General features: G+C 73.9%; 23 protein-coding genes. 10 read left to right on the top strand and 13 right to left on the bottom strand.

Features of this window, described 5'->3' with window-relative positions:
- Positions 1-9 precede the first annotated feature (9 nt).
- From fabF to AB0F71_RS32365, 3 genes are read right to left on the bottom strand one after another with little or no spacing between them, the layout of a single operon-like run.
- Positions 10-1,287, bottom strand: coding sequence for a beta-ketoacyl-ACP synthase II (gene fabF / locus AB0F71_RS32375; protein WP_360242056.1), 1,278 nt, complete (start codon positions 1,285-1,287; stop codon positions 10-12).
- Positions 1,284-3,011 carry a thiamine pyrophosphate-binding protein gene (locus AB0F71_RS32370; protein ID WP_360242053.1) on the bottom strand — a complete coding sequence of 576 codons (1,728 nt, stop codon included), beginning with the start codon at positions 3,009-3,011 and terminating at the stop codon, positions 1,284-1,286. Before AB0F71_RS32370 ends, fabF begins: the two co-directional genes overlap by 4 nt.
- Before the next feature lie 5 nt (positions 3,012-3,016).
- Entirely contained in the window at positions 3,017-5,695 is a 2,679-nt protein-coding gene (locus AB0F71_RS32365; RefSeq protein WP_360242124.1) for an aldehyde dehydrogenase family protein, read from the bottom strand.
- 402 nt (positions 5,696-6,097) lie between these two features.
- Between AB0F71_RS32365 and AB0F71_RS32360 the strand changes: the two genes are divergently transcribed.
- From AB0F71_RS32360 to AB0F71_RS32350, 3 genes are all read left to right on the top strand, one after another.
- Complete coding sequence (locus tag AB0F71_RS32360) at positions 6,098-6,988, top strand: SDR family NAD(P)-dependent oxidoreductase (RefSeq protein ID WP_360242050.1); 891 nt, start codon at positions 6,098-6,100, stop codon at positions 6,986-6,988.
- Positions 6,989-7,054: 66 nt separating this feature from the next.
- On the top strand, positions 7,055-7,684 hold the full coding sequence (locus AB0F71_RS32355) for a TetR/AcrR family transcriptional regulator (RefSeq protein ID WP_360242047.1): 630 nt from the start codon (positions 7,055-7,057) through the stop codon (positions 7,682-7,684).
- Between the two features lie 259 nt (positions 7,685-7,943).
- Positions 7,944-8,726 (top strand): oxidoreductase, encoded by a 783-nt coding sequence (locus tag AB0F71_RS32350; protein WP_360242044.1) that lies wholly within the window; start codon positions 7,944-7,946, stop codon positions 8,724-8,726.
- A gap of 28 nt (positions 8,727-8,754) precedes the next feature.
- Here AB0F71_RS32350 and AB0F71_RS32345 read toward each other — a convergent pair whose 3' ends face one another.
- Positions 8,755-9,633: an SDR family oxidoreductase gene (locus AB0F71_RS32345; protein WP_360242041.1), complete on the bottom strand. Its 879-nt coding sequence runs from the start codon at positions 9,631-9,633 to the stop codon at positions 8,755-8,757.
- 84 nt (positions 9,634-9,717) lie between these two features.
- On the opposite strand from AB0F71_RS32345, the gene AB0F71_RS32340 reads away from it, so the two are divergent.
- Positions 9,718-10,302 carry a helix-turn-helix domain-containing protein gene (locus tag AB0F71_RS32340; protein WP_360242037.1) on the top strand — a complete coding sequence of 195 codons (585 nt, stop codon included), beginning with the start codon at positions 9,718-9,720 and terminating at the stop codon, positions 10,300-10,302.
- Positions 10,303-10,392: 90 nt separating this feature from the next.
- Complete coding sequence (locus AB0F71_RS32335) at positions 10,393-11,001, top strand: DJ-1/PfpI family protein (RefSeq protein ID WP_360242034.1); 609 nt, start codon at positions 10,393-10,395, stop codon at positions 10,999-11,001.
- A gap of 25 nt (positions 11,002-11,026) precedes the next feature.
- Here AB0F71_RS32335 and AB0F71_RS32330 read toward each other — a convergent pair whose 3' ends face one another.
- Both AB0F71_RS32330 and AB0F71_RS32325 read right to left on the bottom strand, forming a co-directional pair.
- On the bottom strand, positions 11,027-11,317 hold the full coding sequence (locus AB0F71_RS32330) for a muconolactone Delta-isomerase family protein (RefSeq protein WP_360242121.1): 291 nt from the start codon (positions 11,315-11,317) through the stop codon (positions 11,027-11,029).
- A 183-nt stretch (positions 11,318-11,500) separates the two neighbouring features.
- The gene (locus tag AB0F71_RS32325; RefSeq protein WP_360242031.1) at positions 11,501-11,893 is read right to left on the bottom strand and encodes a nuclear transport factor 2 family protein; all 393 of its coding nucleotides are present in this window, start codon (positions 11,891-11,893) and stop codon (positions 11,501-11,503) included.
- A gap of 213 nt (positions 11,894-12,106) precedes the next feature.
- On the opposite strand from AB0F71_RS32325, the gene AB0F71_RS32320 reads away from it, so the two are divergent.
- Both AB0F71_RS32320 and AB0F71_RS32315 read left to right on the top strand, forming a co-directional pair.
- On the top strand, positions 12,107-12,469 hold the full coding sequence (locus AB0F71_RS32320; RefSeq protein WP_360242118.1) for a DUF1304 domain-containing protein: 363 nt from the start codon (positions 12,107-12,109) through the stop codon (positions 12,467-12,469).
- A complete protein-coding gene (locus AB0F71_RS32315; RefSeq protein ID WP_360242028.1) occupies positions 12,466-13,065 on the top strand; it encodes a TetR/AcrR family transcriptional regulator in 600 nt (199 codons plus the stop codon). The genes AB0F71_RS32320 and AB0F71_RS32315 overlap by 4 nt, the downstream gene beginning before the upstream one ends.
- Before the next feature lie 19 nt (positions 13,066-13,084).
- Here the strand turns inward: AB0F71_RS32315 and AB0F71_RS32310 are convergent, their stop codons facing one another.
- The 3 genes from AB0F71_RS32310 to AB0F71_RS32300 all read right to left on the bottom strand — a co-directional run bounded on the left by AB0F71_RS32310 (position 13,085) and on the right by AB0F71_RS32300 (position 16,353).
- Positions 13,085-13,960 (bottom strand): alpha/beta hydrolase, encoded by an 876-nt coding sequence (locus AB0F71_RS32310; protein WP_360242025.1) that lies wholly within the window; start codon positions 13,958-13,960, stop codon positions 13,085-13,087.
- Positions 13,961-14,032: 72 nt separating this feature from the next.
- Complete coding sequence (locus AB0F71_RS32305) at positions 14,033-15,172, bottom strand: glycosyltransferase family 1 protein (RefSeq protein WP_360242115.1); 1,140 nt, start codon at positions 15,170-15,172, stop codon at positions 14,033-14,035.
- 62 nt (positions 15,173-15,234) lie between these two features.
- Complete coding sequence (locus tag AB0F71_RS32300) at positions 15,235-16,353, bottom strand: acyl-CoA desaturase (protein ID WP_360242022.1); 1,119 nt, start codon at positions 16,351-16,353, stop codon at positions 15,235-15,237.
- Positions 16,354-16,730: 377 nt separating this feature from the next.
- Between AB0F71_RS32300 and AB0F71_RS32295 the strand changes: the two genes are divergently transcribed.
- On the top strand, positions 16,731-17,870 hold the full coding sequence (locus AB0F71_RS32295; protein WP_360242019.1) for a hypothetical protein: 1,140 nt from the start codon (positions 16,731-16,733) through the stop codon (positions 17,868-17,870).
- Between the two features lie 141 nt (positions 17,871-18,011).
- On the opposite strand, the gene AB0F71_RS32290 is transcribed toward AB0F71_RS32295, so the two are convergent.
- From AB0F71_RS32290 to AB0F71_RS32275, 4 genes are all read right to left on the bottom strand, one after another.
- A complete protein-coding gene (locus AB0F71_RS32290; RefSeq protein ID WP_360242016.1) occupies positions 18,012-20,663 on the bottom strand; it encodes a TIM-barrel domain-containing protein in 2,652 nt (883 codons plus the stop codon).
- 75 nt (positions 20,664-20,738) lie between these two features.
- Positions 20,739-21,569, bottom strand: coding sequence for a carbohydrate ABC transporter permease (locus tag AB0F71_RS32285; RefSeq protein WP_360242013.1), 831 nt, complete (start codon positions 21,567-21,569; stop codon positions 20,739-20,741).
- The gene (locus AB0F71_RS32280) at positions 21,569-22,441 is read right to left on the bottom strand and encodes a sugar ABC transporter permease (RefSeq protein ID WP_360242010.1); all 873 of its coding nucleotides are present in this window, start codon (positions 22,439-22,441) and stop codon (positions 21,569-21,571) included. Before AB0F71_RS32280 ends, AB0F71_RS32285 begins: the two co-directional genes overlap by 1 nt.
- 76 nt (positions 22,442-22,517) lie before the next feature.
- On the bottom strand, positions 22,518-23,798 hold the full coding sequence (locus AB0F71_RS32275; protein WP_360242007.1) for an extracellular solute-binding protein: 1,281 nt from the start codon (positions 23,796-23,798) through the stop codon (positions 22,518-22,520).
- A 321-nt stretch (positions 23,799-24,119) separates the two neighbouring features.
- On the opposite strand from AB0F71_RS32275, the gene AB0F71_RS32270 reads away from it, so the two are divergent.
- Both AB0F71_RS32270 and AB0F71_RS32265 read left to right on the top strand, forming a co-directional pair.
- Positions 24,120-24,614, top strand: a complete 495-nt coding sequence (locus AB0F71_RS32270; RefSeq protein ID WP_360242004.1) for a CU044_2847 family protein — start codon at positions 24,120-24,122, stop codon at positions 24,612-24,614.
- Entirely contained in the window at positions 24,611-25,567 is a 957-nt protein-coding gene (locus AB0F71_RS32265; RefSeq protein WP_360242001.1) for a trypsin-like peptidase domain-containing protein, read from the top strand. The genes AB0F71_RS32270 and AB0F71_RS32265 overlap by 4 nt, the downstream gene beginning before the upstream one ends.
- Positions 25,568-25,571 lie beyond the last annotated feature (4 nt).

Raw genomic sequence — 25,571 nt, 5'->3', positions numbered from 1 at the left:
GGCCCGGCCTCAGACCGCGCGGACCACGAGGGCCGCGTTGTGGCCGCCGAAGCCGAAGGAGTTGCTGAGTGCGATCCGGACGCGCTCGTGGTGCTGCGCCCGGTGCGGCACGAAGTTGATCTCCGGGTCGATCGGTTCGTCGCAGTTGACGGTCGGCGGGACGTCGCCCGTGCGCAGGACCTGGATCGAGGCCACCAGCTCGACCGCCCCGGCGGCACCGATCATGTGCCCGGTCATCGACTTGGTCGAGCTGACCGGGATCCGGGTGACCCGCTCGCCCAGCACCCGGCGCAGCACCGCCGTCTCGGTGGCGTCGTTCAGCAGCGTCCCGGTGCCGTGCGCGTTGACGTAGTCCACGTCCGCCCCGGTGATCTCCGCGTCGCGCAACGCCGCCTCGACGGCGAGGCACGCGCCCCGCCCCTGGGGGTGCGGGGCGGTCCAGTGGTGGGCGTCCGAACTCGCCCCGTAGCCCGCGAGTTCGGCCAGCGCCGTGGCGCCCCGACGTTCGGCGGTCTCGGCGGCCTCCAGGACCAGCACGGCGGCTCCCTCGCTCATCACGAACCCGTCGCGGTGCGCGTCGAACGGTCGGCAGGCCGCCGTCGGGTCGTCGTTGCGCCGGGACAGCGCGCGGGCGTTGCCGCTGCCCGCGAGGTCGACGGCGGTGACGCAGGCGTCGGCGCCGCCGGCCAGGACGACGTCGGCCTCGCCGGCGGCGATCATGCGCATCGCCGCGCCGACCGCGTCCGCGCCGCTGGCGCACGCCGTGCTCTGGGCCCGGCTCGGCCCCTGGGCCCCGATGCGCATGCTGATCTCCCCGGCGGCGCTGTCCATGGCGGTGGTGACCTGGGCGAACGGGCTGATCGCCCGCGGCCCCCTGGCGCGCAGGGTGTCGGCGGCGCGGTAGATCGACCCGACCGGGCCGTAGCCGCTGCCGATGACCACGGCGACCCGCGGCGCCAGGCCGTCGTCGACGACGAGCCCGGCCTGCCCGCACGCCTCCAGCGCTGCGGCCAGGGCGTACTGGGCGTACGGGTCGGTGCGGCGGCGGACCGCCGGCGGCATGTAGCGGCCGGGCACGAAGCCGCGGACCTGGCCGCCGATCCGGACGTCCAGACCGGTCACGTCGATCGCGTCCACGGCGGCGATGCCGCTGCGCCCGGCGAGCATCGCCGTCCAGGTCTCCTCGGCGCTGTGGCCGAGCGGGGTCACCGCCCCGTAGCCGGTGACGACCACCCGGCGCCGGTACCGGCCGTACCCGGTCCCCGTCGGTGTTCCGGTGCGGGTCACTGGGGCACCACCCCGGCGTCGCGGACGGCCGGGAGGACGTCGTCGGGGGAGACCGGCACCAGGAGCACGGCGGTGCCGCCCCGGGAGCAGAACCGGCGGGCGGTGCGGAGTTCGTCGGTGAGCGCGGCCTTGTCGTGCAGCACCCGGCAGTGGATGTCCGGCCCGTCCACGGCGGGTGGCGGCGCGCCCGGGCGGGTGAAGGCGTGGCGTTCGGCGTCGAGGCCGAGGCGGGCGCGCTGGGCGTCCAGCCAGCCGTAGCCGCCGTTGCACAGCACCACGTACAGCACGCCGCCGTGGGCGCGCGCGGTGGCGGCGATGTCCGCGCGGGCGGCGAGGAAGGCGCCGTCCCCGACGAACGCGGTGACCTCGTGGTCCGGGGCGGCCCGCTTGACCCCGATGGCCGCGGCCGCGCCGAAGCCCAGCGGGGTCTGCTCCGAGGGCACCACCGACCCGCCGCCGACGCGGAAGGGGAAGCCGTAGGACCACATGTCCTGCAGCCCGTTCTCCTGGACCAGCACCCGGGGCCCGCCGGCGGTGGCGTCGAGCGCGGCGAGCAACTCGGCGACGCGGATCCCCGGCAGGGTCGCCGCGCGGGCCAACTCGGCCGCCACGTCCAGCTCCATGGCCTTGCGGGCGGTGGCGATCGCGTCCGACCAGGCGCCGGTCGCCTCCGCGCGCCCGGCCCCGCCGTCCTCCTCCAGCGCGCGCGTCCAGCCGAGCACGGCGTGCCGGGCGTCGCCGAGCACGCGCGGGCCCGGGAACTCGGCCGACAGCCCGCCCGGGTCCAGGTTGACCTGGACCACCGGGACCGGCGGCCACGGCTCCCCGCCCTCGACGACCGTCTCCTCCAGCCGGCCGGCGAGCGACACCACCAGGTCGCAGGACGACCACAACTCCCGGGCCGGGCGCCCCGCGTACAGGCCTGCCACGCCGCAGAACAGCGGGTGGCGCTCGTCCACGGCGCCCCGGCCGGACGCGGTGGTGAACAGCGCCGCGCCGAGGCGGTCGGCGAAGCGCTCGACCGCGCCGCCGCCGTTGCGGTGCCGCATCCCGCCGCCCACCAGCAGCACCGGACGCCGGCTCGCGCGGATCGCGGCCAGGGCCGACCCCGGAGCCGTCGCCGGCACGGAGTCGGAGCCGGAGTCGGGACCGGAGTCGGGACCGGAGTCGGGGAACAGCGGTTCCGGCAGGCCCGGCCGCGCTCCGGGGACGAGCACCTCGGCCGTGCGGACGTCATCGGGCACCTCCAGGTACACCGGCCCGGCCGGCGGCCCCACGGCCCGGGTCAGGGCCGTGACCGTCGCGGGGACGACCCGGTCCGGGTGCCCCACCCGGTGCGCCCAGCGGACCAGCGGCGCCGTCACGGCGACCTGGTCCAGCTCCTGGAACCCGCCACTGCCCCGGCGGCGTTCGGGCGTGCCGGCGGCGAGCACCAGCACGGGCGCACCGGACTCGCGCGCCTCCAGCAGCCCGGTGGCCGCGTGGGTGACGGCCGGGCCCTTGCCCAGGGCGCAGACCGCGAGTCGGCCCGATTGCAGCGCGTACCCGGTGGCCATGTACATCGCGTTGCGCTGGTCGCGGCACGGTACGAGGTCCAGGCCGGCGGCGTCGAGGGCGCGGAGCAGCTCCAGGTCGTCGCCGGGCAGCCCGAAGCAGGTGTCCACCCCGTTCGCCACCAGCAGCTCGACGATCGCCGACCACGCGTCCGGGTGCCGCCGATCCACCCGGCTCACTCCCCGACCGCCGTGACGGGGACCGCCGTGGCGGGGACGCCCGTGGCGGGGGCGGCCGTAACGGGGATGCCCGTCGGGAGGACCCGCGCCACGGCCTGCGACATCAGCAGCGGTTCGGCGCGCCGTTCGCCGCCGTAGCAGAGGTAGTTGGCGCGCAGCCCGAAGCCGCCGAACGGACGGTTGCCGTCCTCGGCGTCGAGCAGGGTGTGGTTGACGCAGGTGCGGTGACGCCTGGTCAGGACCTCCACCGTCGCCGGATCGTTGCCGTACACCATCGCGCCCAGCGCTCGCTCGCCGAAGTAGGGGCTCGCCAGCCGTTCGCGCAGCAGCCTCGCGCTGGGATAGGCCACCACGTTGAACACCGGGGCGAACATCTCCTCCAGCGGGAGCTTGTCGTCGAAGCCCCACAGCAGCACGGTCGGCTCGACCTTGCGGGCCGGCAGGTCGATGCGCCCGCCGTACCGGATGCGGCGTGCGTGGCGCACCAGGTAGTCCGAGCAGTTGACCAGCGCCGAGTCGTAGAAGAGGGGGCCGTAGTCGGCGGCCGGGTCGCCGTTCGGACCGAAGCGCAGGGACGCCAACTCGGCGGACAGCCGGTCGACGAACTCCTCGGTGCGGCCCTTCGGGGCGAACACGACGTCGGGGCCGAAGCAGTCCTGGCCCGAATTGTAGAGCCGGATCCGGGTGACGTCGTGTACGGCGAGTTCGAGATCGGCGTCGGGAGCGATCACGAAGGGGTTGATCCCGTGGCCGAAGAAGAGGAACAGCTGGTCCTCCGCCAGGCCTTCCCGAATGGTCTCGGCATTGGCGTAGTCGCCGGTGAAGACGATCAGGTCGGCTTCGCGCACCGGTCCCGTCACGAACTTGCGCTGGCTGAGCCCGGAAAGGGTGATGGGCAGGCCGTGGACCGGTGCCAGCAGATCGTGCAGGCGCTGCATCTGGCCCCTGATTTCGGAGGACGGCCGGAAGGTTATCCGCTCGCTGTAGAGGGACGCCACCAGCATGTAGAGCGCATAGGAATAGAGCGGCATGTTGGAGGGCGTGAAGACCGCCGCCCGGGGCACGTGGCCGGGCCGGACGCGACGGACCTCCTGCTCCGCGCCGTCGAGGGCGGCGAGGAACGAGCGGATCTCCGTGGCGGCGGTGCGGTGGGGCGAGATCTCGGTGAGGATCCGCAGCACCGCCTCCTCGTGGTCGGCCACGTACCGGCGCACCGCGCGCAGCGCGTCGAGGCGGTCGGGGAAGGGGATGCGGTAGTCGTCCGGGGTGGTGGGCGCGGCTGCGGTGTCGGCGGTCGTCCGGTGCGACGCGGGCAGCGAGGTCATGGCGATCTTCTCCAGAACGGCCCGGTCGGGCTTTCCCGTGTTGGTGAGCGGCAGCGAGGGAAGCACCACGATCTGGTCGGGCTGCTCGTAGCGGGCCAGCAGCGGACGCAACAGCCCCTTCCAGTGCGCGGGTTGGCGGCCGTCCGGGTCCTCGATCACGAACACCAGGCGGCAGCCCAGGCGGGCGTCGGGCACGGCGACGACCTCGGTCCGCGCCCCGGCCGCCCCGGCCCGCTCGGCGAGGTGGTCGGGATAGAGCGTGTGCCCGTCCCGGTGCACGGCGTGCTTGCGCCCGATCGGGAAGACCCGACCGGCGTCGTCGAGCAGTCCGATGTCCCCGGTGCGGTGCACCGCACCGGGGACCGGGACGATCTCGCCGCCGTCGCCGAGCAGACCCGTCATCAGGCCCGCGCTGCGGACCACGAGCTCGCCGAGCCGACCGCTGGGGAGCGGCCTGCCCCGTTCGTCGTGGACCTCGACGACCACCCCCGGCAGCGGGGTGCCGCAGCCGACCGGATCGGCGGGCGGCGCCAGCGCGACGTTCCCCAGCTCCGTCGCCCCGTAGCCGTCGAGCAGGTGCCGGCCCGTGCGGGCGTGGAAACGGGCCGCCAGGCTGCGGCCCAGCGGTGCGCCGCCCACGCACCAGGCCCGTACCGTCCCCAGTGCGTCCACCAGCGCGGGCCGGCGGTCGAGCAGGTTGAGCAGGCTGTAGTACGTCGACGGGGCCGCGTCCACGACGGTGAGGCCGTGCTCCACGCCGATCGCGAGCGCGTGGTCCAGCCGGGTGCTCGGCCCGTAGACCACCAGCGTGCCCCCGCCCAGCCACCAGCAGAGCACCAGCGAGAGACCGTACTGGTGCGAGTACGGCAGCACGGGCAGGAAGACGTCGTCGGGCCGGTAGCCCATGCGGTCCGCGCTGAGCGCGAGGTTGTCGAGGATCGACCGCCCGGAGCGCACGATGCCCTTGGGGCTTCCCGTCGTACCCGAGGACCACGAGATCGCGGCATCCCGCCGCCGGGCCCAGCCCGCGGGATCGGGCTCGGCGGCCGTCGCCGCACCGCTCCGCGGCGCCGCCGTCCCGATCGCGCCGTCGCCGAGCTCGAGCACCACCCGGGCGAGGGCCCGGATCCGGGCCCGCTGCGCGGGGGTGGCCCGGTGGTCGGCCAGGACCACCGAGGCGTCGAGGTGGACGAGCGCCAGCAGCACGACGACCCATTCCGGCGAATTGGCCCCGCTCAGCATCACCCGCGAACCTGGTCCGACATTTCGACGGGTCAGAAGGTCGGCGGCACCGAATATCCGGGCCAGGATTTCCTCGGTCTCCCAGATGCGCCCCTCGGGCGATATCAAACGCCTGGAAATGGGCAACTCGTGCTCCTCGGTACCAGGTGGTCGAAAGCGACTATCGCATACCCGGTGAACGGTGTCGAGGGCCGCCCTGAAAGCTGTGGCATGTACGGGGCAGTTGAATGCGCGAGTGACGGAAGGGATATTCGGAGATTGGATTATCCATCGTGGGAATGATTCCAGTCGTTTTCCCTTTTTCGGCTTCTTCGCCAGGTGGTCGCCAGGTGTTCGCCGGGACCCGGTCCGGGGGTGCGGCCGGGGTTGCGGGCCAGGTGGCCGACGTCGGGAGGCGGCCGAGGTGCCCGGCCGGGTGGTCGCCGCCGGGAAGCGGATTGGTCATCCGTTTATGTGCTACCTTCGGGTCAAGCGGATGATGCATCCGCTTTCCTGGAGCAAGGAGGACCCATGCGCAAGGCAGCGGTGGTGACGGGCGGGACGGCCGGTATCGGTCTGGAGACGGCGCTGGGGCTGGCCGCCGCCGGATACGCGGTCACCGTGGTGGGGCGCGACGCCGGCCGGGGCGCGCGAGCGGTCGAGCGCATCGCCGCCACACGGCCGGAACACCCCGCCCGCTTCCTGGCCGCGGACCTCGGCTCGCTCGACGAGGTGCGCGCGCTCGCAGCCCGGCTCGGCGCCGAGCACGCGGTCCCGGGCGAACCGTTGACCGTGCTGGTCAACAACATCGGGGCGATGTTCCCGGAGCGGCGGACCCTCGACGGGGTCGAGGCCTCCTTCGTGGTCAACCACCTGTCGCCGTACCTGCTCACCGAGCTGCTGCTGCCCACCCTGACGGCCGGTGCGCCGAGCCGGATCGTGAACGTGACCTCGGGCGCGGTCGCCCTCGCCAAGCGGGTGTTCGACGAGGCCGAGCCGCCCGGCGGCTACTACGGGTTCCACTGGTACGGCCGCGCCAAGCTCGCCAACCTCGCCCACACCCTCGACCTGGCGGCGCGGCTGGACGGTACGGGCGTCGCGGTCCTCGCCGCCGACCCCGGAGGTGCGGCGACCGACATGACCGACGGGACGCTGACCGACCCGAGGATCGTCTCGCCGCCGCTGCGACTGCTGTGGCCACTGGTACGTCGCCGGTTCGAGCGTTCGACCTCCGGCCCGGCGTCGGTGGCCGCCAGGCCCTCGATCACCGCCGCGACCGACGAGGCCCTGGCGGGCCGGACCGGCGTCGTCATCGGCGCCCAGGCCCGTCCGGTCGCCCCGTTCCGGGCGGCGACCGACCCGCGCGTGGTCGCGGCGGTGCGCAGGCTCAGTGAGCGGTACGCGCCGAAGGTCGCCGGCTGACCTCCGGCCGGTGCCGGCGCCGACGGGGGAAGCATGCCGGATGGGTCATCCGGTTAACATGTCCCCATGACCACGCCCCTGCGCAAGGACGCCGCCCGCAACTGGGAACGGATCGTCTCCGTCGCTCGGGCCCTGGTCGACGAGGGCACGCCGTTGCAGCTCAACGACGTCGCCCGCCGGACCGGACTCGGCGTCGGTACCGTCTACCGGCACTTCGCCACGCCCGAGGCGCTCCTGGAGACCGTCGCCGCCCCCTGCCTGGAACGGCTCGCCGCCCACGGCGAGCTGGCCCTGGCCGGCACCGACCCCGGGCGGGCGCTGGCGGACTTCCTGGCCCGCACCGTCGAAGCGCAGGTGACCGACGCCGCGCTGGCGCCGGTCGCCGCCGCCGACTCCGCCGCACTGCCGCGCACCCGGGAGCTCAAGGAGGCGATCCGCTCGGCCGGCACCGTACTCCTCGACCGGGCCCGCGCGGCCGGTGCCGTCCGCCCCGATCTGGACGCGGCCGACCTGGTCCCGCTCATGTGCGGCCTCGCCTACGCCGTGAACGTCCACGGCGGCCCGCCCGCCGAGCGGATCGACACCGCGCACCGTTACCTGGCCACCCTGCTCGGCGGCCTGAGGGCGAATCCGGTGGACGTCGCCGAGCAGGACACCGCCGAGCAGGACACCACCGAGCAGGACGCCGCCGAGTAGGACGCCGTCGGTTCGGGCGGTCGTCCCGCGGAGGGTTGACGGCGGCCGGAGGTCGGTCAGGCCTCGCGCTCAGGCCCCGCACCGGGAGGCGGCGGCCGAGGCCCTCTGGAATCCTGGTCCGGGGGCGTCCACCGGGGCACCGAGCGAGGAGGCCCGAGATGTCCGGAGAGCACGGTCCTCCGCAGCACTGTGAAGGACGCCCCTTGTCGCGGCCGCCGGATCAAGGCCGCCGTCGAGCGGTCCGGCTGAGGAGCCCGCGATGGACCTGAACCTCTCGGGCAGGGTCGCCCTCGTCACCGGAGCCAGCAAGGGGATCGGTCTGGCAGTGACGCAGGCGCTCGCCGCCGAGGGTGTGAGGGTGGCGGCGGTGGCGCGCGGCGTCATCGGCCCGCTGACCGATCTCGCCCCGCAGGTGCATCCGGTGGCGGCCGACCTCACCACCGTGGACGGCCCCGCGGCGGCGGTGGAGGAAGCGGTCTCCCGGTTCGGCGGACTGGACATCCTCGTCAACAACGTCGGCGCGGTGCGGCCCCGGCCGGGCGGCTTCCGGTCCGTCACCGACGAGGACTGGCTCCAGGCGCTGACGGTCAACTTCCTCGCCGCCGTCCGTACCACCAGGGCCGCCCTGCCGCACCTGATCGACCGCGGCAACGCCTCGATCGTGACGGTGAGTTCGGTCAACGCCTTCCTGCCCGACCCGGCGGTCATCGACTACGGCGCGGCCAAGGCGGCGCTCACCAACTTCTGCAAGGCCCTCTCCAAGGAGGTCGGTCCGCTCGGGGTGCGCGTCAACACCGTCAGCCCGGGCCCGGTCGCCACGGGGTTGTGGCTCGGTGAGGACGGTGTCGCCGCGACGGTGGCGAAGGCCTCCGGAGCGGAGCCGGAGGACGTCGCCCGTACGGCCGCCGCGCAGTCCGTGACCGGCCGTTTCAGCCGTCCGCAGGAGGTCGCCGACCTGGTGCTGCTGCTGGCCGCCGACCGCAGCGGCAACGTCACCGGGAGCGACTTCGTCATCGACGGCGGCCTGGTCCAGACGCTCTGAGCTTCACGGGGCCGGAGGTGCCGTGGGCTCAGCGGAAGTAGTGGCCCGCGTCGAGGTCCTCGAGCAGGCCGGGGTGGGTGGGGTGCCAGTCGAGGAGGTCGCGGGTCAGGGTGCTGGAGGCGGGCTGGTCGACGGCGAGGATGGCGCCGAGGAAGCCGAAGTCCTCGGCCGGGGCGGAGGCCGTCGGCAGGCCGAGGTGGCGGCTGATCACCTCGGCGACGGCGCGGATCGGCACGCCCTCGTCGCCGACGGCGTGCAGCACCGATCCGGTCGGGGCCTGTTCGGCGGCCAGGCGGAACAGGCGCGCGGCGTCGCGCACGTGCACGGCCGGCCAGCGCTGGGAGCCGTCGCCGACGTAGCCGGAGACGCCCTTGGCGCGGGCGGTGGCGATCAGGCCGGCGATGAAGCCGTGGTCGCCTTCGCCGTGGACGGTACGGGGCAGTCGGACGACGGACGGGCGCAGGCCGCGCTCCGCCATGGCGAGGACGGCCCGGGCGTTGTGGTCGCGGCCCGCACCGAGGCCGCCGGGCACGCTCCGGTCGTGTTCGGTCGCCACCCGGCCGGGTGCCGCCGGCGTCCCGTGGGCGACGACCAGCGGCTTGCCGGAGCCTTCGAGCGCGCCGCCCAGCGCCTCGGCCGCGCGGGCGTCGGTGCGGATCGAGGCGTCGAAGTCGGTGAAGTCGTGGACGAAGGCGAGGTGGATGACGGCGTCGGCCCCGGCGGCCCCGGCGCGCAGGGCGTCCAGGTCGTCGAGGTCGCCGCGCAGCACCTCGGCCCCGGCGGCGGCGACGGTGGCGGCCGAGGCGTCGGACCGGGCCAGCCCGGTGACCCGGTGGCCGGCGCCGATGAGTTCGGGGAGGACGGCGGAGCCGATCCAGCCGGACGCGCCCGTGACGAATACCCGCATGACAGAACCTCCGGAACGGTGATGTCAGTGACTGTCGTCAGGCTAGCAGTGATGTCAGGGACTGTCATCGCGTACGATCGCCGCATGGGCAGATGGGAGCCGAACGGGCGCGGACGGCTGGCGGAAGCGGCGCTGGCGCTCTTCGCCGAGCAGGGGTTCGAGCGGACCACGGCGGCGGAGATCGCCGCGCGGGCCGGATTGACCGAGCGGACCTTCTACCGGCACTTCGCCGACAAGCGCGAAGTCCTGTTCCACGGCACCGAGCTGATGCGGGAGCTGCTGGCCCGGGCCGTCGCGGAGGCGCCCGCCGACGCGGCCCCGATGGAGACGGTGGGCGCGGCCCTCGAAGCCGTGGGCGCCATACTGCAGGAGAACCCCGAACGGGTCCGGCTGCGCGACGCCGTCGTGTCGGCCAACCCGGAGCTGCGGGAGCGCGAGCTGGTCAAGCTCGACGCGATGGCATCGGCGACGGCCGACGCGCTGCGCGGCCGCGGTGTCCCCGGGCCGACCGCCGGTCTGGCGGCCGAAACGGGCATCGCCGTGTTCAAGGTCGCCGTCGCGCGCTGGATCGCCGAGCCGGCCGAGCCGGGCGGCGCGGATCTGCCGGGGCTCATCCGCGCGTCCGTGCAGGACCTGCGGCAGGTCCTCGCGGCCGGCCCGCCTGGCTGAGGCCGTACGGGGAAGAGCCGTACCGGGTGGAGCCGTACGGGGAAGCCTGGGGAACCCGTACCGCAGTTCGAGGAGATTCGAGGAGAGCCGATGCAGGTAGCCGTGGTCACCTTCGACGGGTTCAACGAGCTCGACAGCTTCATCGCGTCCGCGCTGATCAACCGGTGCCGCAAGGACGGCCTGGAGGCCTTCGTCACCACGCCGACCCCGACCGTCACCTCGATGAACGGCGTGCAGGTGACTGGCCAGCGCCCGCTGGGGTTCGTGGCCGAGGCCGACGCGGTGCTCATCGGCAGCGGGGTCAGGACCCGCGACGTGGTGGCCGACGACCGGCTGCTCCGTATGCTGCCGCTGGACCCCGCGCGCCAGCTGGTCGGCTCGCAGTGCTCGGGCGCCCTGGTGCTGGCCCGGCTCGGGCTGCTGGGCACCATGCCGGCCTGCACCGACACCACGAGCCGGCCCTTCGTCGAGGCCGCCGGCGTCACCGTCCTGGACGCGCCGTTCCACGCGGAGGGGAACATCGCCACGGCGGGCGGGTGCCTGGCCTCCCAGTACCTCGCGACCTGGGTGATCACCCGGCTGCTCGGGGAGGAGGCCGCCCGCGGCGTCATCGACTACGTGGCCCCGGTCGGCGAGAAGGCGGAGACCGTCGAACGCGCCCTGCACGCCGTCCGGACGGGCCGGGCCGCACTCCGCTGACCCGCCGGGTGGCCCGCCACGGGTCTCACGGCCGGGCCGGGTCGTTGGGGTGGGACTCCAGGGCGGTCACCGTGAGGGTCATCCACGGCCGCAACGGGAGGCTGCCCAGCACGTGCTCGCGCAGCTCCTCCTCGTCGGCGGCCCGCCAGATGCCGATGCTGCGCAGCTCGCCGACCGGGCGCCACAGCCGCGCCAGGCGCCCGGCGGCGGCCAGCTCGCGGGCGCGGACGGCCTCGGCGGCGCGCCGGCGGTCCACCTCCGCCGCGGGGGTGCCCTCGGGCACGGTGGTGGTGATCTCGACCAGGAACTCGCGCAGGGCCCCGGCCTCGGGCTCGTGCGCGGCGGCGTCCGGGAACTGGGTCATGTCAGGCTCCGTCCGGAGATACCCGGCCGGCGGCCGGGGTCGCGGTGGGGGCGCCGTGTCGTGCGGCGCGGCGCCGGGGGTCCGTGGTGGCGCCCGTGGCGTGTCGGGCGGGTGCGGGCCGGGTGGTGGGCGGCCTCATTGCTCCTCGGCGGCCTCCTGGGGCAGGAGGGAGACCTGGTAGTGGGCGATCGCCCAGCCGGTCGCGGTCCGTCGCAGCAGGACGCCGAGGAAGACGCTCAGCGTCGGGCGGTCGGTGAACGAGAAGTCCACGGCGAGGTATCCGAGCACGAGGTCCCGGGCCGGGCGGTTGGTCGTCAGGATCGTGTACTCGGCGGTCAGACCGGCGGGTTGGGCGGCGTAGTAGGCGGCCACGCCGGGCCGTCCGACGCTGTAGGGGTGCAGGCCCTGGAAGACCGCGTCCTCGGTGAAGAGGGCGGCGACGCGTTCGGGCTCGTGCCGGTCGACCGCGTCCTTCCAGCGGTCGAGCACCTGGCGCAGGACGGTCTCGTCGGCGGGGGCGTCGTCCACTTCCGTGTCTCCTCCCGGGAGCGGCGGTGTCGGTGAGGTGGCCGGGGCTCGTGCCGCCGTCCAGGTGCAGGATCTCCCGGACCGGGCGTCGGCCGCTCGTCGGCCGCTCGTCCGCAGCCCTTCGGCTGCTCTGCCGGCGGGGCGGTGCCGCTGGACTTCATGGACAGCTGTCCAGGTAAGATGGACACCTGTCCATGAAATTGGGAGCTGATGATGCGCACGACGGCGGATCTGCTGGTCGGCCTGGTGGCCGTGTTGCACGGCTACATCCTGGTGCTGGAGATGTTCCTGTGGGAGCGGCGGCCCGGCCGTGAGCTGTCCGGCTTCGACCCGGCGCTCGCCCGGGCGACCGCGCCGCTGGCCGCCAACCAGGGCCTCTACAACGGCTTCCTGGCCGCCGGGCTGGTCTGGGGGCTGCTCGCCGGCGGTACGACGGGGCACCAGGTGCAGGTGTTCTTCCTGGCCTGCGTGGTGGTGGCCGGACTGTACGGCGGTGCCACCGCGAACCGGCGGATCCTGCTCGCCCAGGCCCTGCCCGGAGCGGTCGCCCTCGGCGCCGTCCTGGTGGCCGGATGAGCGCCGCGCCGGACCCGAGGGATGCCCCGGACCCGAGGGGCGCCGTGGACCCGAGGGCCGAGCGGACCCGGGCCGCCCTGCGGCGGGCGCTGCTGGCGGAGTGCGCCGAGCGGCCGCTCGCGGACGTCAGCGTCGCCGCCCTGGTGCGCCGCGCCGGGGTGGGCCGGGCCACCTTCTACGTGCACTACGCCGACCTGGAGGCGCTGGCGGTGGACGCCTGCGCCGACCTGGTCCGCGTGGCAGTGGACGCGCTGCACGCCTGGCGGGGCGTGCCCGACCCGGACGTCCCGCCGCCCGCCCTCACCGGCTTCTTCACCGGACTCGTGCCGCACGCCGGGCTCCACCGCGCCCTGCTGACGCCGGGCGGCGGCGGGCCGCTCGGCCTGGTGCTCAACCGCGAACTGCGCGAACGCAGCCGCACCGAACGGGCGTTGGCCGGAGCGCCGGAACCCGACCTGGTGGCGGCCGCCGTCGCCGGCACGTTCACCGGGGTGCTCGCCGACTGGTTGCACGGCCGGATCACGGCGGAGCCGGAGCGGATCGCCGAGCAGGTCTGGCGCCTGCTGATCTCCCTGCACCGCACGCCGAGGCTGTGACCGGCACGACGGTGGAGGGTCAGGCCACGGGGACGGGCACGAAGGCCCGGCCGGTCTCGGCGATCAGGGCGCGGAGGGCGGCGGCGACCGGGGCGGGGCGTTCCTGCATGGCGACGTGGCCGGTGTCGGGGAGGGTGAGCAGGCGGGCGTCGCGGAAGGCGGCGTAGGCGCGCGGGGCGAGCCGGAACGGCACGAGGCGGTCCTCCCGGCCGTAGACCAGCAGGGTGGGGGCGGTGATCCGGCCCGCCTGGTGCCAGGGGGAGGCGGCGCCCCGGCGCAGGGAGGTGCGGACCACGGCGCGCATGCCCGCGGGCAGCATCCCTCCCGCGTACGGGAGTTCGCTGCGGCGCAGCCGTTCGCGGGCCTCCGCCGCGCGCATCTCGGGGCTGACCCGGGTGGGGTCCGCGTAGATCAGCCGGTAGAGGTCGTCCAGTTGGCGGTCCGGGCTCTGGTCGGCGAGCAGCCGGGCGTACAGGCGCGGGGCGCCCGGCAGGGCGAGCAGGGCCGCGCGCAGGGCCTGGGGTGACGGGAGGGCGGGCAGCACGGGGGCGAGCAGGGTCAGCGAGGCGACCAACTCGGGCCGGTGGGCGGCGATGTGAAGAGCCGTCAGACCGCCGAGGGAGTTGCCGACCAGGTGGATCCGGCGGTGCCCGGCGCGGTCCAGGTGGGCGGCGACGGCCGCGGACTGGCCCTCGACCGTGACCAGGCCGCCGGGCGGGGGTGCCGAGCGGCCGTAGCCGGGGAGGTCCAGGGCCAGGCAGTGCACCGAGCCGCACAACTGGTCGATCAGGGCGGCCCAGTTGTCGGTCCAGCCGCCGAGGCCGTGCAGGAAGACGGCGGTGTCGGCGGCGGGCGCGGTGCCGGGGGTGTAGGCGGCGGCGAGCGGTTGGTGCACGGGGGTGGTTCCTTCGAGCGGCGGTCGGGTGCGGTGGCGGGTGCGGGTGCCGCAGTGCTGCGGTTGCGCGGCTCAGCGCCGCAGTGCGCCGGTGGTCTCCGCGATGGCGAGGCGGTAGTGCCCGATCAGCCGGTCGCCGATCGACGCCCAGTCGCGCTCGGCCACGGCGGCGCGGCCCGCCCGGCCGAGTTCGGCCCGCAGGCCGGCGTCCCGGGCGAGCCGGTCGACGGCCGTACGGAACTCCTCGCCCGCGCCGGGCGGCACCAGGAAGCCGGTGCGCCCCGGGCGGACCAGGTCCAGCGGCCCGCCGGCCGCCGGGGCGACCACCGGCAGGCCGCTGGCCATCGCCTCTTGGACGGTCTGGCCGAAGGTCTCGTACGGCCCGGTGTGCGCGAACACGTCGAACGAGGCGTACAGCCGGGCGAGTTCGTGCCCGGTGCGGCGGCCCAGGAACTCCGCGTCCGGCAGTGCGGCCTCCAGCGGGGCACGGCACGGGCCGTCGCCGACCACCACCAGCCGGACGCCCGGCAGTCGGGAGGCCTGCACCAGCCGGTCGACCTGCTTCTCGGCCGCCAGCCGTCCGACGTAGCCGACCAGTACCTCGCCGCGCGGGGCGAGCCGGCGGCGCAGCGCCTCGTCGCGGTGGCGCGGGTGGAAGCGCTCCCGGTCGACCCCGCGCGGCCACAGGTGGAGCCGGGGGACGCCGTGGGCGGCCAGCGCATCCAGCGACGCCCGGGAGGGCGCCAGCGTCCGGGCGGCCGCGCCGTGGACGCGCCGCAGGATCCGCCAGGCCGTCCGGGCGCCGGCCTCGCCCGCGAACGGGAGGTAGGTCCGGGCGTAGGCCGCCATGTCCGTCTGGAACACCGCCACGGCCGGGACCGAGGCCCGCCGGGCCGCCGCGGCGCCCGCCGCCCCGAGGGCGAACGGCCCGGCCAGGTGGACGACCTGGGGGCGGTGCCGCTCGATCGCGGCCGCCAACTGCCCGCCGGGCAGGGCGATCCGCACCTCCGGGTAGCCGGGCAGCGGGACGGACCGGACCCGGAGCACCTGGTAGCCGTCCAGCCGCTCGGGGCCGCGCCGGGTGCGGGTCGCCGGGGTGACCACCAGGACGCGGTGGCCGCGGGCGGTCAGGTGCTCGGCGGTCCGTAGCACGCTGTGGGCGACGCCGTTGAGCTGCGGGGGGAAGGACTCGGTGACGATCAGGACCCGCAGTGGGCCGCCGTCGGGCCCGGGGGCGGCGAGGGCGAGCGGTGCCGGCCCGGACAGGACGCGGCTCACCGGGCGGTCCCGCTCTCAACCCGGGGCCGTCCGTCCTCGGCCCTGGCCCCGGCCCCGGCCCGGGCCCCGGGTACGGCCGCGGTCGGGGGTGCGTCGACGCAGCGGCCCACCGCCCGGAGGTCCCGCAGGATCTCGCGGAACGAGTCGACCAGGCCGGTCTCGATGTAGGGCAGGCCGACCTCCGCGCAGTAGGCGCGCACGATCCGCGAGGCCGGGCGCAGCGCCGGTACGGGCATGGCCGGGAAGAGGTGGTGCTCGATCTGGTAGCCGAGGCCGCCGAAGAGGAAGTGGGTGAACCGCCCGGCGCGGAGGTTGCGGGTGGGCAGCACCTGGCGCCGGAGGTAGTCCGCGGGCTGCTCGTCCGGTCCGGTCATCGGCATGCCCTTGTGGTTGGGCGCGAAGATGCAGCCCAGGTAGACGCCGAGCACGGCGCCGCACAGCACGGCGAAGGCGAGCGCCTGGAGCGGGGTGAGGACGGCCAGCAGCAGGCCCGCCGCGATGGCGTAGTGCAGGACGGCGAGGGTCCGTTCCAGCACCGGGTGGCGCAGCCGGCCCCGGGTCAGCGTCAACGCGGTGGCGACGACCAGGCCGAGGGCCTGGAGCGAGAGCAGCGGGAAGAACAGCTCCGCCTGGTACTTGGCGACCGTCCTCCGCAACCCCCTGGTGCGGACGGCCTGTTCGGCGGTGCGGACGAAGAGCATGGCGTTGGCGGCCGGGTCGCGGCCTTCGCGGTTCGGGTGGGCGTGGTGGCGGTTGTGGTCGCTGACCCACCAGCCGTAGCTCATCCCGACCACCAGGTTGCCCAGCAGGATGCCGGCGAGGTCGGTGCTCCGGCGCCCGGAGAACACCGCATGGTGCGCGACGTCGTGGCCGAGCAGCGCCAACTGGCCCAGGACGAGGGCGAGTACGGGCGCCAGCGCGAGCTGCCACCAGCTCGCGCCGACGGCGGCGAACCCGGCCAGCAGCAGGGCGAGGGCGGCCAGCAGGGCGGCGGCCCGGCAGCCGTAGTACAGCGGGCGCTTGCGGAGCAGTCCGGCCTCGCCGACGCGTCGGCGCAGCTCGGCGAAGTCCCCGTGCCGGGTGGTTCCGGCGGTCGGGGTGTCCTGAGGGGTCATGCCACCATCCCGGTCTCGGGTCGCTCCGGCCGGTCGTGGCCGCAAAGCCACCCGTCCCGGGGCCACGTGCGGTGGCCCCGGGACGGACGGCGGCCTCACCCTTCCGTACCCGACCGGCCGGTGTGCCCCGGCGGGCCCGTGTCGCGGTCGGAATGGGCTCGAACGGGCGGGTGGCGGCGGGGGTTGTTCCGTCGGGCATCCGAAGGTCGAGCGTTCTTGCGAGGCTTCCGGCCGGTCCCCGGCGGGATCCACCCGGTGGTCCACCCGGGGTCCGCTCGGGGTCCACCCGGGGACCACCCGACCTCGGGTCGGGGCCGCCGGTCCGGTGCTCTAGCCTTTGGCCAATGACCGGTACGACCGATGTACACGCTGCCGACGTGCCCGATGTGCCCGACGTCCCCGATGTGCCCGACGGGGTCTGGACCAGGCTGACCGCGGCCACCGACCTCGATCGGGCGATAGCCCGCTCCTGGCTCTCCGGGCTCGGTTTCAACCGCTCGGCGCCCGTCGACGTGCTCCTGAGCCTCCTGGATGCCGGGGAGGCCGGCTTCCTCTGGCGGGAGGACCTGCCGCCCGAGGTGATGGACGCCGCGGTCGTCCACGAAGCCAGGCGGGTGCGTGTCATCGCCGCGGAATCCGGTCACCTCTCCGCCGCACAGTGGGACCGGCTCGTCGCCGCCACGCCGAATGCGGGGCTGCGAGGGCTCTTCACGGAGCTCGCGGCCGAGCAGCTGGCCGCCCGGCGGCTCTCCCGTGGCGGCCGTGGCGTCGGCAGTGCGCCGCACCCCGACGCCACGCCGCCCGGGACGCCGGAGGAGATCGCGGCGATGGCCGCCGACGTCCCCGACATCGATCCGGAGGGCCTGACGACGGCGCTCTGGTGGATCGGCGCCCTGTACGGGGACGCCGACGCCATGCGTCAGCTCGCGGCCTCGCCGAAACTGCTGATCCGCCGCAGCGTCGCCAGAGCGCCGCGCCTGCCCGCGGACGTGGTGGCCGGGCTGGCCCGCGACCGGGACCGGGTCGTGCGGCTCTTCCTCGCCGAGTCGTGCGACGACGCTCCGCCGGAGCTGCTCCTGGACGTGGCCGCGTGGTGGGACGGGAGCCTGTCCTTCCCCGGCCGACCGCGCAACCACCCCAACTTCCCCCGCGAGGGCCTGCTGCGCTTCGCGACGGACCCCAACCCGCGCCTGCGGGCCCTCGCCCTCGACGACCCGGCCTCGAGCGGCGCCCTCGTCGAGCAGTTCAGCCGCGACCCCGATCCGCTCGTGCGCGCGGCCGCCGGCCGGGACCGGCGCCTCTCGCCGGAATCGCTCCGAGGGCTCGTCACCGACCCGGACGGAGGCGTGCGCGGGTGCGCCTGGCTCAACCCCGCCCTGCCACCGGACCTGCTGGTGACGCTGCTGCTCGAAGCCGGCAGCGCCGAGCACGCCGTCCGTAACCCCGCCATCCCCGTCCCCGTCCTGCGCCGGATGGCCGCGCTCGGCAGACTCCGGGCCGGGACCGGAACCTCCTGAGCAGACCTGAGCACCGGCGAAGCCGGGCCCGACGCCGGTGAGGCTCCCGGCGGTGCGCCGGGAGCCTCGGGCGGTCGGTCGGCCGATCAGCGGGCGGGCCGATCAGCCAGCAGGCCGATCAGTCGGCCTCCGGACCAGTGTTCAGTGGATCAGGTGGAGCGAGAACTGGTCGTCGGTGGGGACGGACGGGGTCTTGACGTGGGTCACGCCCGTTGCCGGGTCGTGGTACCAGCCGGAGGTGGCGGTGTCGAGGTCGGCGGCCGACTCGAGTTCGGGCAGCCGCCCGCCCTGGGTGACGACCAGGCGCGGGGCGGACTGGCCGTGCACGGTGAAGCGGTACGAGCGGGCGTCCGGCTTGCCGGTGTAGCTGCCCTCGCTGGCACCGACCTCGACGGTGGTGACCGGCCCGTGGGAGTGGACCTCGACCTGCTGGGTGGCGGAGGACCCGGCGTTGTACTGGCGGGTGACGCCGTCGTCCTCGTACAGGGTGTACGAGGAGTCGCCCTGCGGGTAGAGGTCGTAGTCGAGTTCGCCGCGGTCGCGGTTCTGCCAGGACAGCGTGCCCTGCGGCCACATCGGGACGATGGCGCCGCCCTTGACGAACAGCGGCAGCGTGTCCAGCGGGGCGGAGTAGTTGTCGATGGTGGTGGGCCCCTGGTAGGTGCGCCCGGTCCAGTAGTCGGTCCAGGTGCCCTCGGGCAGGTAGATGCCGTTGCGCACCGAGGTGTCGGAGTAGACCGGGGCGACCAGGAAGTCCGGTCCCGCGAGGAACTCGTACTTGGCGTTCGGGCCGAGCGCGTCCTTGTCGTGCGGGTACTCCAGGGCGAGCGGCCGGACGGCGCCGATGCCGGTGCGGGTGGCCTCGGCGGACAGGGTGTACATGTACGGCAGCAGGCGCTCCTTGAGCTGCAGGTACTTGCGGTTGATCGAGGTGTAGGGCTCGCCGTCCAGCCAGGGCTGCTGGTCGCGCTGCTCCTTGCCGGTCATGTCCTTGGCCCAGCCGTCCATGGTCATGATGGTCGGCAGGAAGGCCTTCCACTGGAGGTCGCGGGTGTACATCTTGGGGTCGCGGCGGAAGATCGAGCCGACGTCCCCGGTGTTGTAGGCGATGCCGGACATGGTGGCGCCCGCGTAGGTGGGGATCTGCCAGCGGATGTAGTCCCAGGACAGGCTCTGGTCGCCGCTCCACAGCACGCCGCAGCGCTGGGCGCCGGCCCAGGAGACCGGCAGCCAGACGAAGCCGCGGGCGTCGCTGTTGTCCTCGATGCCGGCCTTGGCCTGGTCGCAGGCGTTCAGCGCGAAGTCGTAGCCGTTGCCGACCCAGGCGACGTCGAGCTTGCGCACCCGGACCCCGGCCTTGACCTCCTCGGCCTGGTTGGGCAGGCCGTTCTGGGTCCACAGGCCGAGCTGGGCGTGGTCCTTGCGCAGGCCCTCGCCGGTCTGCGGGAGGTTCTCGTAGCCGCAGCCGTAGCCGTCGTTGACCAGCATCCAGCCGAGCGGCATCTGGTTCTGCACGTAGCCGTCGGCGACCTTGAGGGCGTCGGTGGTGTGGCGCTCGCCGCGGTTGGCGTTGTGCAGGTAGCAGTCGGAGTCGCCGGGTTCCAGGCCGTAGACGGGCGGCATGAAGGGCTTGCCGACCAGTGAGGTGTACTGGCCGATGACGGACTTGACGTCACCGGTGAAGTAGTAGGCGTCCAGGCGCCGTTCCTGCTGCCCGGTGCGCACCGGCGAGCCGAAGTCGTAGATTCCGGGGGCGAAGGTGTTGCGGAAGACGCCGTAGCCGCCGCTGGAGACGTAGAACGGCTGGGAGTTGTTGTAGCCGCCCTCGTTCCAGTTGGTGCTGTTGGCGACGTGGACGGTCTGGTCGCGGTGCGAGAAGCTGCCGTTCTGCTCGCCGCCGCCGAAGAACTGCTCGTCGGCGCCGCGGGTCAGGCTCTGCCGCAGGCCGCTGGTGGACCAGCGCAGCGGGGCGTTCTCCTGCCAGATCGCGGTGCGGTTGTCGGCCTGGTAGAGGCCGAACCGCAGCGGGTGCTTGTAGACCCGCAGGACGACGTGGCCGGACCGGATGCCGTAGTAGTCGCCGGCGTCGAACGAGGAGGTGCGGGGCTGGAGTTCGGGCTGCTTGCGGATGATGGTGCTGCCCGCCGGGTCGGTGAGGGTGCCGTCCGGCGCGGCGCGCAGCCGCAGTTGGTCGTCGGCGAGGAAGTCGACCTTGGCCTTGAGGGTGCCCGCGGCGATGTCGTAGCTGCCCTTGCCGCCGCTGAACGAGGTGAGGTCGCCGGCGTCGGCGGTCTGCGGCAGGTAGGCGCGGCCGGTGAAGGAGCCGCCGTGCACGTCGTACGGGACGACCAGGACGTGGTAGGTGCCGGAGGCCTTGGGGATCACCGTCGCCTCCGGGTCGGCGGTGCCCGCGCTCTCGGCGACCTCCTTGCCGTTGGCGTCGTAGATGTACAGGTCGAAGTCGTCGGTGGGGTTCTGCCACTGGACGGAGATCGGGACGCCGCCCTCGGGGTTGTCGTCCCAGTAGCCCTTCGGGACGTTCACCGTCAGGTCGAAGCGGGCGCAGACCGCGCCGTCCGGGTCCTGGGCGACGGCGGGGCAGGAGGTGGCGCCGCCGAGGGTGCCCTTGGCGTAGGTGGGGCTCTGCCAGGTGACGCTCTGGTGGCCGTCGTCCAGGACGGCGGCGGGCGGGCCGGCGGCGTGGGCCGGCACGACGGGGCCGGTGACGGCGGCGAGGCTGGTCAGGGCCGCCGCGAGGGCGGCCCTGCGGAGCTGGGGTCGGAGCAGGCGCACGGGGGTTCTCCTGTCGACTCGGGTGCTCGGTGGCTTGTTGGAGGGGGCAGGGGCTCGACTCGGTTGTTCGGAGCGCTACTTGACGGATCCGGCGGTCAGGCCGGAGACCACGTGCCGCTCGATCACCGCGAACAGCACCACCACCGGCACGATCGCGACGACCGAGCCGGCGAACAGGTAGTTCCACTGGACGGTGTAGTTGCCGATGAAGCTGTTGATCCCGACGGTCAGCGGCTGGCTGCCCGGATCGGTGGACAGCGTCAGGCCCATGACGAACTCGTTCCAGGCGGAGATGAAGGTGAAGATCACCGCCGTGACCACGCCCGGCAGGGCCAGCGGCAGCACCACCCGGCGCAGCGCCCCGATCCGGCCCAGGCCGTCGAGCATGGCGGCCTCCTCCAGCTCCACCGGGATCGAGGAGATGTACGCGGTGAGGATCCAGACCGCGAAGGCCAGGTTGAACGCGGCGTTGCAGAGGATCAGCGTCCAGACCGAGTTGAGCATGGACAGCTGGTAGAACTCCCGGTAGAGGCCCACCAGCAGGGAGGTCGGCTGGAACATCTGGGTGACCAGCACCAGCAGCAGGAACAGCCGGCGGCCCCGGTAGCGCACCCGGGCGGTGTAGTAGGCGGCGGGCAGCGCGACCAGCAGCGCCAGCAGGGTGGAGCCGCCGGCCACCAGCAGGGTGACCCGCAGATTGTCGCCGAGCGTCGACTCCTGCCATACGCCGACGAAGTTGGACCAGGCGAAGTGCCGTGGCAGGTAGGTCGCGTCGCGCAGCTCGTCGGCCGGGCGCAGCGCGGTGACCACCATCTCCAGGTACGGGAACAGGAAGACCGCCGCCAGCAGCCAGGCCGCTCCCGCGAGGGCCAGGGTGCGCGGCCTCCAACGGTTCTGACGCAGCATCAGCTCTCCTCCTGGTTCCAGCCGCTGACCTTGAGGAAGGCCAGCACCATCAGCACCACGAGGGCGAAGTTGACCACCGACATCGCCGCGGACTCCCCGATGTCGGTGGACTTCAACTGGTACATGAACACCGTGCTGGTGGCCGTGTCGCTGCTCGGGCCGCCCTGGGTCATGCCCCAGATCACCGGAAAGGAGTTGAAGACGTTGATCAGGTTGATCACCAGGCCGACCAGGAACGCCGGGCGCAGCAGCGGCAGGGTGATCCGCCGGTACGCCTGCCAGGCCGAGGCGCCGTCCACCCGGGCCGCCTCGTACACCTCGGCGGGGACGGTCTGCAGGCCGGCCAGCAGGGTGTAGGTGGTGAACGGGAGGGACACGAACACGGCGACGAAGACCATCCAGGGCCAGGCCGTCGACGGGTCGCCCAGCCAGTCCCGCGGGCCGTCGACCAGCCCGAGGTCGGTCAGGAGGGTGTTCAGCACGCCCGCCGTCCGGTCCAGCATCCAGCGGAAGCCGATCGCGGTCATCAGCACGGACGCCGCCCACGGGGCGATCAGCGCCCAGCGGGCGTAGCGCCGGCCCGGGAAGCGCTGGTCGAACAGCTGGGCCAGGGCGAGCGACAGCAGCATGGTCAGGCCGACCACGGCGAGGGTCCAGGCGACCGTGGCCAGCAGGACGTGGCCCAGGTCCGTCTCGCCGAACAGCTTCCGGTACTTGTCCAGTCCGGCCGAGCCGCGGACGAAGCCGCTGGTGCTGACCCGCAGGAAGGAGGTGCGGACCATCTCGTACACCGGCCACAGCACCACGGCGAGGATCAGCAGCACGGCCGGGGCGATCCACGGCAGCGGGCCGAACCGGCGGCCTCTGCGCACAGGGGGGTTGGGAGTCACGGGGGTGCCTTTCACGGCCTTCGACGGGAGCCGGCCGTCAACTGTCCGAAGTGGGCCGTCACTTGTTCGCGACCGCGTCCTGGGCCTTCTTCTGGAGGTCGCCGAGCACCTTGGCCGGGTCGCCCGAGACGGCGCTGCCGACCGACTTCTTGAGCTCGGCCGAGACGGCGTCCCAGGTGGTGTCGCCGAGCGGGTAGAACACGGCGTGCGGCAGCAGCGCGAAGAACGGCGCGAGGTCCTGGTGCTTGCCCCCGGTGGTGAGTTCGCGCAGCGCGCTCTGGGTGACCGGCATCAGGTTGTACGTCTCGTCGAAGGCGACCTGGTTGTCCTTGCTGTACGCGAAGTCGAGGAACTTCCGGATCTGGTCGCGGTGCCCGTTCTTCTTGAACGCCATCATCCAGTCCGCCACGCCGAGGGTGGAGGCCAGCGGGCCGTTCTTGCCGGGGATGGGCGCGACCCCGTAGTCGACCTTGCCGTCCTGCGCCATCTGGATCAGCGACGGGTGCCCGTTGAGCATGGCCGCCTTCCCGGCCGCGAAGTCCGCGAACGCGGTCTTGCGGTCGGTGGTGGCCGGGTTGGCGTAGGTCAGCCCGGGGTCGACCAGGTTGGACCTGAGCCAGCGGAAGGTGTCGATGTTGGCCTGGCTGTTCAGGGTGTACGCGCCGTCCTTGCCGGTCGGCCCGCCGTCGTCGCCCAGCTCCCAGATCATGCTCTCGCCCTGGGCCTCCTCCGGCCCCAGCGGCAGCGCGTACGGCGTGACCCCGGGCACCTTGGCCTTCACCAGCTCGGCGTCCTTGCGCAACTCGTCCCAACTGGTGGGCGGTTGGCCGATCCCGGCCTGCTGGAACAGCGCCTTGTTGTAGAACAGCGCCCGCGCCGAGGAGACGAACGGGATGCCGTACTGCACGCCCTTGACCTGCCCGGCCCGGGCGAAGCTGTCGATCAGGTCGCCCCGGGTGTCGGGGGAGAGCACGTCCTCGGCCTTGTACAGCAGGTCGTCGGCGACCTTGTCGGCGTAACCGCCGGTCTGCAGCACGTCCGGCACGTTGCCGCTCTGGATCATCGTCTTGACCTGCTTGTCGATGTCGTTCCAGTTCACCACCTGGACGTCCACCTTGATGCCGGGGTTGGCCGCGGTGAACGCGGTGGCGACCCGGTTCCAGTAGTTCTTCGAGCTGTTGGACTCCTTGTCGCCGTAGTCGGCGGCCACCAGCTTGAGCGTCACCTTCCCGTCGGCGTCCGCCCCACCACTGCCGCTCCCGCCGCCACTGCCGCAGGAGGTGAGGGCGAGCGCCCCCAGGGCACACGCCGAGACGAGGGCCAGCACACGTTTGTCCACCGCAGATACCGCCTTCGTGCGTGCTTGATCGGATGATCCAAGATGCTTGAAGAACACTAGTTTTGAGCAGTTTCGAAAGAGCAGCTTGCTGCTCCGGGCGGTTCATGTCAATCGTGACTGCAGTTTTGAGCAACCCGTCCCCCCGCTCTCGGCCCACCGCGACCCGCTCTGCGCAGAAACGCTCAACGCGTAAGGCCTTCTCCCGGAGCCAGGGGTGAGCACCCGTCACCCACGAAGAGGGGAGCCGCCGGGCGGGCGGAAGACGATCGAGCGGGCCGCGCGGTCGCGGTATTGTGGCGCGCGCGGTCGGGGAGGCCGCAGGTGAGGACGGCGGTCCGGGCGTACGGCCCGGACGTTCGGGAGGGGAGCGGCATGGCCGGGGACGTGACGGTGGAGACGATCGACCTGGGGGACGGCACCACGGTGCGGGCCGAGGTGATCGGCGAGGTGGGCTTCGCCGCAGCCGGGGGCGAGGACGAGTTCGGCGACGTGGGGCTGCGGGACCGGGCCGCCCGGGTCGGCTCGGCGGTGGCGCTGTCGCTGGACCAGGTGCGCGGCACGGTGCAGGGCATCGGGCGCTGGGCGGCGGAGACGATCACCCAGGGCGGGGCCGGGGCGCCGGACACCTTCGAGGTCGAGTTCGGGCTCAAACTGGCCGTGAAATCGGGGCAGTTGCTCGGGATCATCGCGGAGGCCGGGAGCGAGGCGGGGCTGACCGTCAAGCTCTCCTGGGACCTCGCGGCGCGCCGGGAACGGGCGGGCGGAGGAGCTGCGGCCGAGGGCGCCGAGGCCGCCACCCCCGCCGCCGCGGAGTGACCGGCCCGCACCTCGACCGCGCCCGGGCCGAGGCGCTGCACCGCTGCGCCGTCCGGATCGAGGCCGCGGGCGCCTTCCTGGGCAGCGGCTTCCTGGTCGCCCCGGGCCTGGCCGTCACCTGCGCGCACGTGGTGCTGGACCGGCGCGGCCCGGTCGAGGCACTGATGGTGCGGCATGGGACGAGCACCCACCCCGTACCGCCCGGTGCCGTCCGGGCCGAACCCGCCGGCCTGGGCACCGGCCCCTTCGAGGCGTTCCCCGACCTCGCGCTGCTCGACGTCCCGGCCGCCTCCCCCGGCCACCCGGTGGCCCCGCTGGCGGGCGCCGAGGCCGAACCGGGCACGTGGCTGACCGCCCTCGGCCACTCCACGGCCACCCCGACACCGGGGGTCAACGAGGACACGGTGGCCCTCCAGGTCGTCGGCCGGTCCGGGGAGTTCATCGCCGTCACCGGCTTCGTGCAGCCCGGCCTCAGCGGCAGCATGCTGGTCGGAGCGGACGGGCTGGTGCGCGGCGTGCTCAAGGGCAGCCGCTCGTACAAGCAGGACCTGGGCGGCTGGTACGTGCCGCTGGCCGCGCTGCTCGCCTTCCTCGGCCCGGTGGTCCGCGCGGCCGCGCCCCAACCGCCGCCCACCGACGCCGACGTGGTGACGGCGCTGATGGCCCTCCCGTACACCGCGCGCGCCGACGGCCGCTTCGACCTGCTGGAGCGGATGGGCGAGCACCTCGGCCTGCCGCACTCCTTCGAGGTCGAGGAGCGCTCCGACCGCCGCGACCACCTGTTCCGCATCGTGCGCCGCTGCCGCGGCCACCGCGACGCCCCGGCGGCGCTGCGCGCGCTGTACACGGCACTGGAGGAACTCGCCCCCCACGACGGCGCGTTGCCGCAGCTGCGGGACGTACTGGACCGGGCCGCCGGGGACCGCCCCGCCGACCGTCCGGGAAGCTGGTAGGCCG

Source organism: Kitasatospora sp. NPDC028055 (assembly GCF_040637885.1).
Taxonomy (GTDB): Bacteria; Actinomycetota; Actinomycetes; order Streptomycetales; family Streptomycetaceae; genus Kitasatospora.
The sequence above is the reverse complement of the archived record's forward strand: the minus strand, read 5'-3'. Positions and strand labels throughout refer to the sequence as shown.

Coding starts and splice junctions, on each gene's coding strand:
- AB0F71_RS32345 (WP_360242041.1), bottom strand. CDS start 9,633: ATGCGGGTATTCGTCACGGGCGCGTCCGGCTGGATCGGCTCCGCCGTC.
- AB0F71_RS32355 (WP_360242047.1), top strand. CDS start 7,055: ATGACCACGCCCCTGCGCAAGGACGCCGCCCGCAACTGGGAACGGATC.
- AB0F71_RS32340 (WP_360242037.1), top strand. CDS start 9,718: ATGGGCAGATGGGAGCCGAACGGGCGCGGACGGCTGGCGGAAGCGGCG.
- AB0F71_RS32360 (WP_360242050.1), top strand. CDS start 6,098: ATGCGCAAGGCAGCGGTGGTGACGGGCGGGACGGCCGGTATCGGTCTG.
- AB0F71_RS32300 (WP_360242022.1), bottom strand. CDS start 16,353: ATGACCCCTCAGGACACCCCGACCGCCGGAACCACCCGGCACGGGGAC.
- AB0F71_RS32320 (WP_360242118.1), top strand. CDS start 12,107: ATGCGCACGACGGCGGATCTGCTGGTCGGCCTGGTGGCCGTGTTGCAC.
- AB0F71_RS32350 (WP_360242044.1), top strand. CDS start 7,944: ATGGACCTGAACCTCTCGGGCAGGGTCGCCCTCGTCACCGGAGCCAGC.
- AB0F71_RS32335 (WP_360242034.1), top strand. CDS start 10,393: ATGCAGGTAGCCGTGGTCACCTTCGACGGGTTCAACGAGCTCGACAGC.
- AB0F71_RS32315 (WP_360242028.1), top strand. CDS start 12,466: ATGAGCGCCGCGCCGGACCCGAGGGATGCCCCGGACCCGAGGGGCGCC.
- AB0F71_RS32285 (WP_360242013.1), bottom strand. CDS start 21,569: ATGCTGCGTCAGAACCGTTGGAGGCCGCGCACCCTGGCCCTCGCGGGA.